Raw genomic sequence first — 13,394 nt, 5'->3', positions numbered from 1 at the left:
TGCCCGGCTGGCCGCGGCGACCCGGGGATCAGAAGACGACGAAGGCCTGGAGGCGGCACAGTGAACTCCGGAACAGTGACCGGCACGGGCGAGTTCCACGCCCTCCCCGCGACCGCGGTCGCCGAGCGGCTCGGCGTCGATCCACGGTGCGGGCTGCACGGTGACGAGGTCGAAGCGCGGCTGAGCCGCTTCGGCCCCAACACCGTCAGCGTGCCCGCCGGACCGGGGCCGCTGCGGCGGTTCCTCGTCCAGTTCCACAACCCGCTCATCTACGTCCTGCTGCTCGCGGGCGCGGTGACGTGGGTGTTCGGCGGCCACGTCGACGCCGGGGTGATCGGCGGGGTCGTGCTGCTGAACGCCGTCGTCGGGTTCGTGCAGGAGTCGCGGGCACAGCGGGCGCTGGAGGCCCTGTCCACCATGGTCCCGCTGGAGGCGACCGTCGTCCGCGACGGTGTCCCGCAGCGCGTCCCGGCCGCCCGGTTGGTGCCGGGGGACGTCGTAGAGCTGGCCGCGGGCGATCGCGTCCCCGCCGACGTGCGGCTCTTCGAGGCGCACCGCGCCGAGATCGACGAGTCCGCGCTGACCGGGGAGTCGGTGCCGGTGGTGAAGTCGGTCGATTCGGTGGCGGCGTCGGCTCCGGTCGCCGACCGCACCGGCTCGGCGTACTCGGGGACGCTGGTGACGCGCGGCCAGGCCCGCGGCGTGGTCACCGCGACCGGCGGCGGCACGCAGCTGGGCGACATCCAGCACCTGGTGGCCACCGCCGAAGTCGTCACCACGCCATTGACGCGCAAGCTGGCCCGGTTCTCGCGGCAGCTGAGCGTCGTGATCGTCGCGGTCTCGGCCGGCGCGTTCGCGCTCGGTGTCGTGCGAGGCAAGCCGGCGCCGGAGATGTTCACCGCCGTGGTCGCCCTCGCGGTCGGCGCGATCCCCGAGGGCCTGCCGGCCGCGGTCGCGATCGTGCTGGCCATCGGCGTGGTGCGGATGTCCCGGCGCGGCGCGATCGTCCGGCACCTGCCCGCGGTCGAGACCCTCGGCGGCACGACGGTGATCTGCACGGACAAGACCGGCACCCTGACCCGCAACCGGATGACCGTGACCACCCTCGCGGCGGCGGGCGAGCTCGTGCCCATCACCGCCGGCGAGCTTCAGGAATGCCTGGTCGCCGGGGTGTTGTGCAACGACGCGGAGCTCGACGAGGGCGACCCGACGGAGATCGCGCTGCTCGGCTCCGCCATCGGGGCCGGGCTGGACCCTGCGGCGATCCGGGCCGCCTCGCCGCGCACGGAGACCGTCCCGTTCGAGTCCGAGACGCGGACGATGACGACGGTGCACGGCTCGGTCGGCTACCTCAAGGGCGCCGTCGAAGAGGTCGCGGCCCGGTGCGAGACCGAGCTGCGGCCCGGCGGCGGCGAGCGTCCCCTCGACCGGGAGGCACTCGATCGGCTGCACCGGACGCTGACCGCGCAGGGCCTGCGGGTGCTCGCGTTCGCCCGCCTCACGCCGGAGCCCGTTCTGCTGGGCCTGCAGGCGATGCAGGACCCACCGCGACCCGAGGCGATCACCGCGGTCGAGGCCTGCCGGAGCGCCGGCGTCGACGTCAAGATGATCACCGGTGACCATGCCGGAACGGCGCTCGCGGTCGCCGAAGCCGTCGGACTGGCCGATTCCCCGCGCGTCCTCACCGGGGCAGAGCTGACGGAGCTGCCCGCGTCCGAGGTAGACGACGCGGTGGCCGGCACGCAGGTGTTCGCGCGGGTGTCCCCGGGCCAGAAGCTCGAGCTGGTGCAGGCGTTGCAGCGGCGCGGGCACGTCGTCGCGATGACCGGCGACGGGGTGAACGACGCACCGGCGTTGCGCCGCGCGGACATCGGCGTCGCGATGGGCAAGGGCGGGACCGACGCTGCCCGCCAGGCCGCGGACATGGTGCTGACCGGTGACGACTTCGCGTCGATCGAGGCGGCCGTTCGGGTGGGCCGCGGGGTGTTCGACAACCTGCGCAAGTTCATCGCCTGGACGCTTCCGGCCAACATCGGCGAGGGCATGGTCGTGCTGGTGGCGATCCTGCTCGGCGCGACGCTGCCGATCGTGCCGGTGCAGATCCTGTGGATCAACATGACCACGGCGGTGTTCTTGGGCTTGACGATGGCGTTCGAGCCGACCGAGCCCGGCGTCATGCGCCGTCCGCCGCGGCCCCCTTCGCGTCCGCTGTTCACCGCGGCGCTGCTGCGCCGGGTGGTGCTGGTCTCGCTGCTGCTCGTGGTCGCAGCGTTCGGCGCCTACCGGCTGCAGCTCGCGTCCGGGGTGGTGATCGAGGAGGCCCGGACGACCGCGATCAACGTGTTCGTCGGAGTCCAGGCCGCGTACCTGCTCAGCTGCCGGTCGCTGGACCGTCCGGTGGTGCGCGCGTGGCCCGGGCACAGCCGGATGTTCGCGCTGGGCCTCGGGTTGACGGCCGGGCTCCAGCTTCTGCTGACCTACGTGCCGGTCATGAACTCGTGGTTCCACACCGCACCGGTCGGGATTTCGTCGTGGCTGTGGGTGCTGGGTGCTTCGGTGGCGGCGTTCGCGGTGGTGGAGGCGGACAAGCTGCTGTGGCAGCGGTTCACCGCAGTCCGGGCAGGCGCGCGAGAGCGGCACCGGTGACCGCCGAGGTGGTCGCCGCCATCAGCAGCCCGCCGAGGACGCCGATGAGGACGGTGGTGCCGAGCGACTGCCCGGGCTGCCACAGCGGCATCGTGACGCCGAGGAAGGCCGCCAGCCCGAGCAGCCACGCGGCCGCGGTGGTGCCGATCCACCGGGCCGAGTGGGCGAGGTGGCGGCGCAGGACGAGCCATTGGGCCAAGCCGATCGACAGCAGCAGGGCGCTCGCCAGGACGGCAGCCACCGGCCAGAGCACGAGGGGCGGCCAGGTCGGCAGAGCCGAGGCCCACGTGCTCGGGGCCAAGCCGACCAGGTAGGCGAAGGACGCGGCGGCCGCGGTGGCGGCCACCCAGCGCCGGGCGGTCAGCGCGGGAACGGCGTACCGCAGGACCAGCGCCTGGCCACCGCCGAGTGCGGCGCCTTCGGCGGCCCCGGCCAGCAGCAGCGCGGGGACCGAAACGGCCGCGGGGCCGTTCGCGGTCAGCGCGCCGGCCACCGCCGGAATGGCGAAGCCGAAGAACTCGGCGAGCGTCACCACGAGAAACCAGGTGCGGGCCAGCGCCGTGCCCCGCAGGGGGCTGACCGGCGCGGCGGGGAAGGCGACGATCGGCGTCTCCGGCGTCAGGACCGCGCGGGGGAATCGCCGGCGGTACGCGCCGGCCGCCGTGACCCGGGCCTCGCCGGTGAGCAGCTGCCCTTCGGTCGCGGTCCACCGGCCACCGACCAGGAGCTCCGCCCGCGAGCCGGGGCGGAAGTGCCGCCACCAGCGTTTCCGTTCCGGGTGCCCGGCGGCGACGAAGACCTGGTCGCCCGAGCGCGCGTACTGGACCGGGAACGCGATCGGCGCGGCCGCACCGGCCGGCCGGTACCGCAGAGCGGCGAGCTTCGAGCCGGCCAGGGGAAGAGAGCCGAGGCCAGCAGCCGCAGGAGCAGCCGGTCCGGTGTGGCGGGGCCGGTGTGCGGTTTCCGCTCGACGTTCGTCATAACGCCAGTGCACGCTCGGCGGGATCCGGATCGCAGGGCCGGACGCCCCCGGCCCGGAGGACTTTCGCCCTGCGTGGCGTCAGAGCCAGTCGCGGCGCTTGAACAGCGCGTACAGCGTCGCCGAGATGACCAGGATCGCCGCCGTCGAGACCCACACCCCCGATGCCTGGCCGAAGCCCGGGTACGGGATGTTCTGGCCGTAGAAGCCGGTGATCGCCGTCGGGACCGCGATGATCGCCGCCCAGCTCGTCACCTTCTTCATGATCGTGTTGAGCCGGTTGCCCTGGATGCTCAGCTGGGTCTCGCGGATCGTCGCGATCAGGTCGCGCAGGGACTCCGTCCACTCCGTCACGCGCAGGACGTGGTCGTAGACGTCCTGGAAGTACGGCAGCAGCGTGTCGTCGCGGCGCATCAGCGAGGCCACGATCTCCCGCATCGGCACGGCCAGGTGCCGCAGCCGGGACAGGCTCCGGCGCAGGCGCAGGGACCGGCGCTGCAGGTCGGTGTGGTCGACCCGGTCGGCGAAGACGAGATCCTCGAGCGCCTCGACCTGCTCGTCCAGCACCTGGACGGCGTCGAGGTGTGCGTCGACGAGGTAGTCGAGCAGACCGTGCAGCAGGAACGCGGTGCCGCTCTTGGCCAGTTCGGGCGTGCTGTCCCAACGGTCGACGAGCGCATCGATGTCGGTGGTGTTGTTGCGGTGCACGGTGATCAGCACCCGGTCGACCAGGAACGCGTCGAGTTCGGAGGCCGTCAGCGTGCCGTCGGTCACGCGCACGGTGTATGCGGCGAGGAACGAGTGCCGGTCGTAGTGCACGAGCTTGGGGCGCTGGTGCTCGTCGTCGAGGACGGAGGCGACGGCCAGCGGGTGCAGCCCGAACTCGGCGGCGAGGGTCGCCAGGTCCTGCGCGGTCGGTGCGTCGAGGTCGAGCCACAGGGTCACCGACGGGTCGATGAGGTGGCGGGCGGCCTCGGCGGCGGGGAAGTCCTCTCGCTCGAGGACACCGCTGCGGTACAACCGGCTGCGCGTCATCGGTTCAGTGGTCCGAGGCGGTGGCCAGGCTGGCGCGGCAGGCGCGGACCAGCTGGCGGGTGGCGCGGGTGGCGGGGGTGCCGCCGCAGGACGGGCAGCGCACCGCGACGTCGCCGGCCAGCTGGTCGATCGCGACGTTCAGCGCGCATTCGCAGGCGCGGCACCAGCGGGTGCCGGTGACGATGACGACGTGCAGCGGGGACGCGACGCAGTCGTGCAGCCAGCGCCGGTGGGTGCGGCAGGTGACGCGCTCCAGCGGGTCCAGACCGTCCTCTTCGGACCGGTCTTCGGCGGTCAGCGTGCGCGCCAGGCGGCGGTCGACGACGTCGGTGTAGCGGGCGTCGACGAAGTCGGCGGGGTGCAGGGCCAGGCGGTCGCGGCGGTTGCGGCGGGAGGACGTCGGCTCGGCGGTGGTCGCCGGGGCGGATCCGGGCTGGCTGTCCATGGTGTGCCTCACTTTCGTCGAGATCCAGACTCCGCCGGGCGGGGCCGGGCGACGAGGGCCGGACCGCCCCGGTTCCCGGGGCCCCCCAGGCCCCGGTTCCGGTGGGGCGAAGGCCCATCCGCGTGAGGACTTCGGTCGCTTCAGACAGCGGTGCGCACGAGGTACACCGGGCACGACGCGTTGTGCAGCAGCGCCTGGCCGGTGGAGCCCAGCAGCAGGCCGGGGAACCCGCCGCGGCCGCGGTCGCCGAGCACGACGAGCTGCGCGGCCGCGCTCCGGTCGATCAGCTCGCGCCGAGGATGGCCGCGGACCACGACCCGCTCGATGCGGACGTCGCCGGCGTCGTGCTCGCCGGTCAGGCCGGTGAGCAGCCGGTGCCCGGCCTCGGTGAGGCTCTCTTCGTCCCGGTGCGGTTCGACTTCCGGGCGGGGCGGGTCGTCCGCCGACGCGTGCACCACGACCAGGCGGGTGTGCCGGGCCTCCGCTTCGGCGACGGCCGTCGCGAGGATCCGGCCGCTCGGTTCGCTGCCGTCGATGCCCGCGACGACCGGACGGTCGCCCGCCTCCGGCTCGTCCCAGGTGTCCCCGCGGACCACCACCACGTCGGAGCAGGCGTGCGCGCCCACGGCGGAGGCGACGGAGCCGGCGAGGAGGCCGGTGAGCCGGCCGTGCCCGCCCGAACCGACCACGATGAGCGCGGCCTTCCGCGACGCGTCGATGAGGGCCTGCGCGGCCCGGTCGGGGTCGAGCCGGGTGGTCACCTCGGGCGCGCCCTGTGCTTCGGCGATCTCCCGCGCCGCGCGCAGGTAGCGGTTCCCGTGCGCGCGCAGGACGTCTTTCATCTCGTCCGGCGGGGGGACGACGCCGCCGGCGAGCAGCGCCGGGAAGTCGAGGGCGTGCACGATCTCGAGCGGGGCGTCGCGCAGGTGGGCGGCCCGGCCGGCCCAGCGAGCGGCGTCCAGCGCTTCACCCGACCCGTCGATTCCGGTGACGATCGGCTGGTCCGTCGTGGTCATGGCGGCTCCTGACTACGGGGTGTCGTGAGCCGGACGGTAGGGCCGCTCCGCGCGGCGCTGCTGCGGCCGGAAGTCCTCCGGTGGTGGGACTTCCGGCCGCAGCCCGGCGGGCGCCCCGCGGCAGGTCTGCCGGTTGCGGCGGCGGGAGAACTCCTTACTGCGCAAGGAAAAGACGAATCCGCAGAACAGATCCCTTACGGCATCGGCCGGCCTGCGCTACGGTCTTGCGGACCGCACAACTCCGGGGGGAACAATGCGTCGATCGATCGTATCCGCTGCGTGCGCAGTGCTTCTGCTCGCCGGAACCGGTACCGCCGCCGCGGGAACCGATCCACGTCAGGCCGCACTGGACGCGGCCGTGCAGGCCGGGAACGTGGGGATCATCGCGGTCGCGGCGGATCCGGCCGGCCGCTGGCGAGGGCGGGCCGGAGCCGGTGACATCACCACCGGGGCGAAGCCGGACATCGGCGGGCGGTTCCGCATCGGCAGCGTGTCCAAGACGTTCACGGCGACCCTCGTGCTGAAGCTCGCCGCGAAGGGCCGGCTGGGGCTGGACGAGCCGATCTCGGAGTACCTGCCCGGCCTGCTGCCCTACCCGGAGCCGATCACCGTCCGGCAGCTGCTGCAGCACACCAGTGGCCTGCCCCGGGACCTGGCCCCGCAGTACACCTGGACGACGCTGCCGGAGCTGGACACCGAACGCTTCGTGCACTTCGACGAGGTCGAGGCGATCCACGACAGCACCGTGCAGCCGCTGCTGTTCCCGCCGGGCACGGGTTGGTCGTACTCCAACACCGGCTACAACGTGCTGGCCCTGCTGGTCGAAAAGCTCACCGGCCGCCGGTTCGAGCAGGTGCTCGCCGACTGGATCACCGGTCCGCTGCGCCTGGCCGACACCTTCCTGCCGAGGGACTTCCCGCTGGTGCCGGAGGCGGCCATGCACGGCTACGAGCAGCTCTACCCGGCCCCGCATGGGCTCACCGACGTGACCGCCTACAACCTCAGCCGCTACTTCGGCGCCGGGGACATCATTTCGAGCGCGTCCGACCTGAACCGCTTCTTCCACGCACTGCTCGGCGGCGAGCTGCTGCCGGCCGGCCTGCTTACGCAGATGAAGACCACGGTCCCGTGGCCGGACACGGACGGGCGGATCGGCTACGGGCTGGGGCTGATGCGGATCTCCCTGGTGGGGCCCTGCGGTCCCGGCGCTCCCGATGTCTGGGGGCACGCCGGCGACGTGCCCGGGTACAACACGTGGAGCATGAGCGACGAGACCGGCACCCGCCGGATCACGGTCGGGTCCAGCCCCGACGTGACAGCTTCGCCGGACGCGGCCTCAGGGCGGCTCCTGGCGATGGTGACGGAGTTCTGCACGCCGAACGTCCCCGGCGCCCGGGCGAGCGCCGCCGGTATCCAGGCGGCGATCCGCTGACGGCGCAAGGCCTTCGCGACGCGGCACGCCGAGCGCTGGGCTACCGCCACAGAGCCGATGACGCTGGGCCGCCACCACGGCGGCCGCGCGGCCCGGCCGCCAACTCAGCGACCGGCGAGCTGGCACCTCGTGCGCCCACCCGCCACCGATACCATTGCCGAAGCCGGCTGAGGCTAAGGCGACGAAGCCACCACGGACTGACAACAAGGTCGCTATTCGGCATGAGCGCGCGCCCCGGTGGACGACTGGTCAGCGGCAGAAGAGTGCGTTGACCCGGCGGGAGGTTTGATGGCCGGCGTGGCGTTATGGGAATGGCCGCCATGATAGCGGGGGATCTTGCGCGCGTTGGGCTTCGACGGAGACCCTCGGGTCATCGTGGAAGAGTGCTCTCCACCACCGTGTCCCTGCCGCGATGAACGCGTCCACGGGGATCGGGCTGCCGTCGAAGCGTTCGACAGCCAGCTCCGTGAAGTCGATGACACCTTCGATGCAGTGCGGCAAGTAGCCGTCGGGTGTGGGAAGGCCGCACTCGTTGAACCAGTGCAGCCGGTGCGCTGCCGCAGCCGGCTTCTGGGTGTGCTCCAAACTGATGACCGAGGGCCAGTCGTTGGTCAGGTCGGGGTTGTCGAGAAACTCCCAGCCGTACATCGAGCCCGACACCGCGATCGAGGCAAAGAACTCCTCGACCGCAGAGAAGTCACCCAGTGGGATCGCGGGTCCGTACCGGGGACTTTCGGCCGGTCGCTCGCGGCGCAAGAGCACGCGGACCGTTGACGCCCCAGAGAGGATCAGGGCCCTTCGCGTATCCGGATCGACTGGACCGTGCTCGGGCAAAGCGAGCACGTAAAGCAGTATCACGACGCTTCCGTCCGGGCTCAGGCGAAGTCCAGTCACCGTAGCCTCGTTCAGGGCTTCGTTGAGACCTTCCACAACCCGCTCGATCACGACTCGATCTTTGCCGGTCCACAACCCCAACGCACCTGCTTTTCGTCCAGCCGTCCAGCACCAGGCAGTGCCATGACAAGCACGCTCGTCGGCAGAAGAGTGCGTTCCGTGGTGTCGGGCAGCTGTCCCGCGGCCGGGCGCCGGCGCATTCAACGGGCATGGGGCGGTGGTGCGTTGATCGCGACATGCCAGGCATCGTGGATCCACACCACCCGTGGACCGGTTCGGGTCGTACCGCCGCTGTCGCGGATATTCATGACAGCCCTGCTGTATCGCGCAGGGCGAGCCAGGTGCAGAGTCCGGCCAGGGTCAGTTCCGGGACCGCGCAGAGGAGGGCCTGGGTGAATTCGGTGCCGGGCAGGGCGGTGAGGACGTCGAACCAGGCGTCCATCCCCACGAGTGCCGCGACCGCCGAGGCTGACAGGCGGGCGCGGGCATCGCCCCGGTGGTACCACCGCGCGGTGGTCGCGCAGCCGAGCGCCATGGCCAGGTCGAGTCCGATCCACGCGGCCGGCCAGTGCCGCACCTGGGTGGTCTCGGGCAGGGTCCGGCCCAGCACGAACATCCACGGCACCAGGCCCGCCGCCACCGCGCCCAGCACGCCAGGCACCCACCTGGGCCGGCCACCCGGCGACGTCGACGTGCATGGCGGCCAGGGCATCGGCTGAACGGTCATGAAATTCCTCCACGGAACGTCGTGCTGATGCTGCCGACACCGGTGCGGAGCAGCCCTGCGGCAGAACTTTGCCGCCGGGACCGGCCGAAATCAGTAGCCCGTGTTTCCGACTTCGTGGTGGTGCCTGTTACTGCACCGGTCCGGGTGGCTGCGGGATGGTGGTGCCGGTCCCGGCTCGATTACCGACGTGTCATGGACACGGCACCCGCGGGCGAACCCGCGGCGCCGGTGCTGACCGCGGTTCAGCTGAACCTAGGTTCACCATGAGATCGGGTGCAGGCTTCATGGCACCGTCCTCCCGCGGTGCCCTAGCGTCGTGCCATGACGATTCCAGCCGGACTGAGGCGCACGGTCCTCCGGGCGCGGCGGGACACCGGCTTTCTTGCCGCCGGTGTGCTGCCGCACCTGGCGCTGGTGCCCGTGGGGGCCTGGGCGGCGACGACCACCGACAGGACAGGGAACTGGCTCCTCACGGGTTCCGTCTCGACCGCTCTGGTCCTGCTCGCCACCCCACTGCTGACGGCCGTCCAGCGGGCTCGCTACCGGGTGCTCATCGGCGTGGACGTCCCCCGGCCCACAGCGCCGGGACGATGGACGTGGGCCTCGACCGCCCGGTGGCTCGCGGCGACGCGGCCTTGGCGCAAAATCGGCTACCACCTTCTGCTGGGCTTGCCGCTCGCGCTGCTGGAACTGCTGGTGCTCGCGGTGGCAGCGGCGTGCCTGGCAGGCGTCACCGCCTACGCCTGGTCATGGGCGCTGCCGCCCGGAATCCGCCAGGACTGGTTCGGCTACCTGACCCAGCTGCCGGCTTACACAGCGGCTGGACTCCTCCTCCTGTGCGCCCTGCCCTGGACCGCGCGGGCGGTGGCCCGGGCCGAGGCGCGACTGGCGTCGGGCCTGCTCGGGCCCAGCCGGGCGCAGCGGCTCCAGGAGCGGGTCGATCAGCTGGCCGTGAGCCGGACCGACTTGATCGAGGCCGTCGACGCGGAGCGCCGCCGGATCGAGCGCGACCTGCACGACGGCACCCAGCAGCGGTTGGTGTCCCTCGCGGTCAACCTGGGTCTGGCCATCGCCACCCGCCCGGACCTGCCGGGTGATGCCCGCGAGGTGATCGTGAGAGCGCACCTGGAGGCGAAGGAGGCGATCGCCGAACTCGGCGACCTGGTGCGGGGGTTGCATCCGGCCGTGCTCGAAGACCGGGGTCTGGACGCGGCGTTGTCCGGGCTGGCTGCCCGCACGCCCCTGCCGGTGCGACTGCGGGTCGATCTGGAGGAGCGGGTGACGCCGATTGTGGAGTCGGTCGCGTATTTCGTGATCTCCGAGGCGCTGAGCAATGCGACGAAGCACGCCAACGCGGTGCGTGCGGAGGTGATGGTCCGTCAGGTCGGCGAGGTGCTGCGAGTGCGCGTCACCGACGACGGGCTGGGCGGTGCCGACGCCGCCGGCGGCACGGGGCTGACCGGGCTGGCCAAGCGGGTCGGCTCCCTCGACGGGGCGTTCCACGTCAGCAGCCCCGTCGGCGGGCCCACCACGATCACTGCGGAGCTGCCGTGCGCGCGGTGATCGCCGAGGATTCGGTGTTGTTGCGGGTCGGCCTGACCAAGGTGCTGGAGATGGCCGGGTTCCAGGTCGCCGCGGAAGCCGGCGACGCGGAGGGGCTGCTGGCGGCGGTGGCGGAGCACCGGCCCGGACTTGCCTTGATCGACGTCCGGATGCCGCCCGGCTTCACCGACGAGGGTGTGCGGGCGGCGGTGGAGATCCGTCGGCGCTGGCCGGGGACACCGGTGGTGCTGCTTTCGCAGTACGTGGAGGAGCGGTACGCGGCTGACCTGCTGTCCGCGAACACCAGCGGGGTGGGCTACCTGCTCAAGCAGCGGGTTGCCGACGTCGCCGACTTCGTGGCGGCGGTCCGGCGGGTGGCGGACGGGGGTACGGCCTTGGACCCGCAGGTGGTCGCTCAGTTGCTGCTGCGGCGCGACAGCGACCCGTTCGCGCGGCTGACCCCCCGGGAACGGGAGGTGCTCGTCCTGATGGCCGAGGGGCGTTCCAATGCCGGCATCGCGCAGGCGCTGGTGGTCAGCGAGAGCGCGGTGGCGAAGCACATCAACAGTATTTTCGCCAAGCTAAACCTGCCTGTGGCCGACGTGGACCACCGCCGTGTCCTGGCCGTGCTGCGGTTCCTCGGAGCGTCCCGGGACTGACCTTCGCATCCGTTGATCCACGGCTGGGATACCACGTCATGACGCGCAGCGCCAGCAGGTGCGCAGTGTCACGGGCAGCACCGTCTTGAGGTCAGCACGGTGCTGCGGGCCGGCTGATCTGGGCACCAGGAGCGGCCGAAGGTCACCTGGCGCGAGGACGAACGACCGCAGCGACTCCCTCCGCGCGCGACCTACCGTCGGGTTCACGAACTTGACTCCCGGAGGGAAACGTCATGAGCACAACCGGAAACCCGCCGATCGTGGTGGCCGTGGACGGCTCGGAAACGGCTGCCGCGGCTGCGCTGTGGGCGGCCGGGGAAGCGGGCCGCCGGCATGCTTCGCTGCTCGTCTTCACCGCGTACGGCTACGAAGACACCGCGTTCGGCGGCAAGGTCTACCCGCCCTCGGACTGGCTCGCGGTCAAGGAGGCGGAAGCCGACCAGCTGGTCAGGCAGACGCGCGCGACCCTCGAAGCGGCTGTTCCCGGGCTGGAGGTCGGCACCGAGACCAGTGACCGCGGGCCCGTTCCGGCGCTGCTGGAGGTGTCGGGCCGGGCCCGGCTGCTCGTCACCGGGGAGCCGGTCGGCTCGATCGCGGGGCTGTTCAGCGGCTCGCCCGACGTGGACCTCGCCGCCAAGGCGCACTGCCCGGTCGTCGTCGTACGCGGGGACGACCGCGTCGACGGCCCGGTCGTCGTCGGTGCGGACGGCAGCCCGCTCAGCGAGGCCGCGATCGCGTGGGCCTTCGAGGAGGCCTCGATCCGCAGCGCCCCGCTCGTCGCGCTCTACACGTGGCACGACGGCGACAGCGCCGGCCTGTTCAGCGACGGCAACGTCGCGTTCCAGGGCGAATCCCTGCAGGACTCCGGGCAGCGGTTGCTCGCGCAGCGGCTCGCCGGGTGGCAGGAGAAGTACCCGGACGTCACCGTCGAGCGCCGGGTCGAGCACGACAAGTCCCGGGCCCGTCTCCTCGAGCTGAGCCGGGAGGCGCAGCTGGTCGTCGTCGGCAGCCGCGGCCGCGGTGGTTTCACCGGTCTTGTCCTGGGTTCGACGAGCCAGGCGCTGCTGCACCACGCGGCCTGCCCGGTGATGGTCGTCCGTGCCGAAAACGTCTGAAGGAGCATTGCCATGACCACGGTTTCCGCGGTGATGACCGCCGACCCGATCACCGTTTCCACGCAGGCGCCGTTCAAGGACATCGCCGTGCTGCTCAACGGCAACGGGATCAGCGCGGTCGGCGTCCTCGACAAGACGGGCGCGCTCGTCGGCGTCGTTTCGGAGGCGGACCTGCTGCCGCACCTGTGGGAGGCCCGCAAGCCGCGCCGGCGCGACCGCCGGCTGGCGCGCAAGGCGACGGCGTGCACCGCCAAGGATCTGATGACCAGCCCGGTCGTCACGATCGAGTCCGAAGACACGCTCGCGGTCGCGGCGGCGACGTTCGCGCGCACCGATGTCCGCCGGTTGTTCGTGCTGCGCAACGGGAAGCTGGTGGGCGTGCTGTCCCGCCGCGACCTGGTGCGCGTCTTCACCCGCGGCGACGCGGACCTCGAGCGCGAGGTGACCGACCGGGTCCTGCGCGAGCGGCTGAACCTCGGCCCGGACCGCGTGCGCGTCGAGGTGCGCGCCGGGATCGTGACGGTCGTGGGCCGCGTGGAGCGGCGCAGTGACATCGACCCGGTGACGCGGCTGATCCAGGAGCTGTCCGGCGTGGTGGAGGTGCGCAACCGCCTGGACTACGTCTGGAACGACGTGGCTTGAGCAGCAGCGAAGAAGGCCTCCGCCTGTGGTCCGAGCGGAGGCCTTCTTCGTTGCTGCTGCTTCGTGACCCTTCGGGGAAGTGTCCTTCTGCCTGATCTGACCGTCGCGGCCGTGCACCACGGTCTCGCCGCCCGTGTTCGCGGTGATGCCGCGAGCTCGACTCGTCGCCTGCGCCTGAGTTTCGGTGTGCGCGCTCGCGCGGCTCGCTCCGGGCTTCTTGACGTCCCAGCCGCCCGAGCGGTTCGGCACGACGTGCCGATCA

General features: G+C 72.0%; 12 protein-coding genes and 1 pseudogene. 6 read left to right on the top strand and 7 right to left on the bottom strand.

From position 1 onward, the window contains the following. Positions 1 to 60 precede the first annotated feature (60 nt). Positions 61 to 2,646: a cation-translocating P-type ATPase gene (locus QSK39_RS21080; RefSeq protein WP_285479476.1), complete on the top strand. Its 2,586-nt coding sequence runs from the start codon at positions 61 to 63 to the stop codon at positions 2,644 to 2,646. Here the strand turns inward: QSK39_RS21080 and QSK39_RS21075 are convergent. The 4 genes from QSK39_RS21075 to QSK39_RS21060 form a co-directional block, all read right to left on the bottom strand. Further along, positions 2,606 to 3,640 (bottom strand): hypothetical protein, encoded by a 1,035-nt coding sequence (locus tag QSK39_RS21075; protein ID WP_285479475.1) that lies wholly within the window; start codon positions 3,638 to 3,640, stop codon positions 2,606 to 2,608. The two genes, QSK39_RS21080 and QSK39_RS21075, sit on opposite strands and share 41 nt — an antisense overlap. A 66-nt stretch (positions 3,641 to 3,706) precedes the next feature. Further along, positions 3,707 to 4,660, bottom strand: coding sequence for a magnesium transporter CorA family protein (locus tag QSK39_RS21070; protein WP_285479474.1), 954 nt, complete (start codon positions 4,658 to 4,660; stop codon positions 3,707 to 3,709). A gap of 4 nt (positions 4,661 to 4,664) precedes the next feature. Beyond that, entirely contained in the window at positions 4,665 to 5,105 is a 441-nt protein-coding gene (locus QSK39_RS21065) for a hypothetical protein (RefSeq protein WP_285479473.1), read from the bottom strand. 140 nt (positions 5,106 to 5,245) lie between these two features. Continuing rightward, positions 5,246 to 6,121: a universal stress protein gene (locus tag QSK39_RS21060; protein ID WP_285479472.1), complete on the bottom strand. Its 876-nt coding sequence runs from the start codon at positions 6,119 to 6,121 to the stop codon at positions 5,246 to 5,248. A 253-nt stretch (positions 6,122 to 6,374) separates the two neighbouring features. On the opposite strand from QSK39_RS21060, the gene QSK39_RS21055 reads away from it, so the two are divergent. Beyond that, on the top strand, positions 6,375 to 7,553 hold the full coding sequence (locus tag QSK39_RS21055; protein ID WP_353051062.1) for a serine hydrolase domain-containing protein: 1,179 nt from the start codon (positions 6,375 to 6,377) through the stop codon (positions 7,551 to 7,553). A gap of 303 nt (positions 7,554 to 7,856) precedes the next feature. Here the strand turns inward: QSK39_RS21055 and QSK39_RS21050 are convergent, their stop codons facing one another. Together QSK39_RS21050 and QSK39_RS21045 are read right to left on the bottom strand one after the other, a co-directional pair. Next, positions 7,857 to 8,498, bottom strand: coding sequence for a hypothetical protein (locus QSK39_RS21050; RefSeq protein WP_285479470.1), 642 nt, complete (start codon positions 8,496 to 8,498; stop codon positions 7,857 to 7,859). Positions 8,499 to 8,751: 253 nt separating this feature from the next. Then, positions 8,752 to 9,174, bottom strand: a complete 423-nt coding sequence (locus QSK39_RS21045; protein ID WP_285479469.1) for a hypothetical protein — start codon at positions 9,172 to 9,174, stop codon at positions 8,752 to 8,754. Between the two features lie 321 nt (positions 9,175 to 9,495). On the opposite strand from QSK39_RS21045, the gene QSK39_RS21040 reads away from it, so the two are divergent. The 4 genes from QSK39_RS21040 to QSK39_RS21025 all read left to right on the top strand — a co-directional run bounded on the left by QSK39_RS21040 (position 9,496) and on the right by QSK39_RS21025 (position 13,132). Further along, positions 9,496 to 10,737, top strand: coding sequence for a sensor histidine kinase (locus tag QSK39_RS21040; RefSeq protein ID WP_285479468.1), 1,242 nt, complete (start codon positions 9,496 to 9,498; stop codon positions 10,735 to 10,737). Next, complete coding sequence (locus QSK39_RS21035) at positions 10,725 to 11,375, top strand: response regulator transcription factor (RefSeq protein WP_285479467.1); 651 nt, start codon at positions 10,725 to 10,727, stop codon at positions 11,373 to 11,375. Before QSK39_RS21040 ends, QSK39_RS21035 begins: the two co-directional genes overlap by 13 nt. Before the next feature lie 233 nt (positions 11,376 to 11,608). Then, positions 11,609 to 12,490, top strand: coding sequence for a universal stress protein (locus QSK39_RS21030; RefSeq protein WP_285479466.1), 882 nt, complete (start codon positions 11,609 to 11,611; stop codon positions 12,488 to 12,490). A gap of 12 nt (positions 12,491 to 12,502) precedes the next feature. Then, positions 12,503 to 13,132, top strand: a complete 630-nt coding sequence (locus QSK39_RS21025; protein ID WP_285479465.1) for a CBS domain-containing protein — start codon at positions 12,503 to 12,505, stop codon at positions 13,130 to 13,132. Positions 13,133 to 13,222: 90 nt separating this feature from the next. On the opposite strand, the pseudogene QSK39_RS21020 reads toward QSK39_RS21025, so the two are convergent. Then, positions 13,223 to 13,381, bottom strand: a pseudogene (locus QSK39_RS21020) (DUF2188 domain-containing protein); the annotation flags it as partial. Positions 13,382 to 13,394 lie beyond the last annotated feature (13 nt).

The organism is Amycolatopsis sp. NBRC 101858 (assembly GCF_030269325.1).
GTDB classification, from domain to species: domain Bacteria; phylum Actinomycetota; class Actinomycetes; order Mycobacteriales; family Pseudonocardiaceae; genus Amycolatopsis; species Amycolatopsis ponsaeliensis.
Note: the sequence above shows the minus strand (reverse complement) of the source record. Positions and strands in the feature narration are given on the sequence as shown.

Excerpts from the sequence above, each read along its gene's own strand:
- QSK39_RS21055 (WP_353051062.1), top strand. The coding sequence starts at position 6,375 with ATGCGTCGATCGATCGTATCCGCTGCGTGCGCAGTGCTTCTGCTCGCC.
- QSK39_RS21040 (WP_285479468.1), top strand. The coding sequence starts at position 9,496 with ATGACGATTCCAGCCGGACTGAGGCGCACGGTCCTCCGGGCGCGGCGG.
- QSK39_RS21060 (WP_285479472.1), bottom strand. The coding sequence starts at position 6,121 with ATGACCACGACGGACCAGCCGATCGTCACCGGAATCGACGGGTCGGGT.
- QSK39_RS21025 (WP_285479465.1), top strand. The coding sequence starts at position 12,503 with ATGACCACGGTTTCCGCGGTGATGACCGCCGACCCGATCACCGTTTCC.
- QSK39_RS21030 (WP_285479466.1), top strand. The coding sequence starts at position 11,609 with ATGAGCACAACCGGAAACCCGCCGATCGTGGTGGCCGTGGACGGCTCG.
- QSK39_RS21065 (WP_285479473.1), bottom strand. The coding sequence starts at position 5,105 with ATGGACAGCCAGCCCGGATCCGCCCCGGCGACCACCGCCGAGCCGACG.
- QSK39_RS21045 (WP_285479469.1), bottom strand. The coding sequence starts at position 9,174 with ATGACCGTTCAGCCGATGCCCTGGCCGCCATGCACGTCGACGTCGCCG.
- QSK39_RS21070 (WP_285479474.1), bottom strand. The coding sequence starts at position 4,660 with ATGACGCGCAGCCGGTTGTACCGCAGCGGTGTCCTCGAGCGAGAGGAC.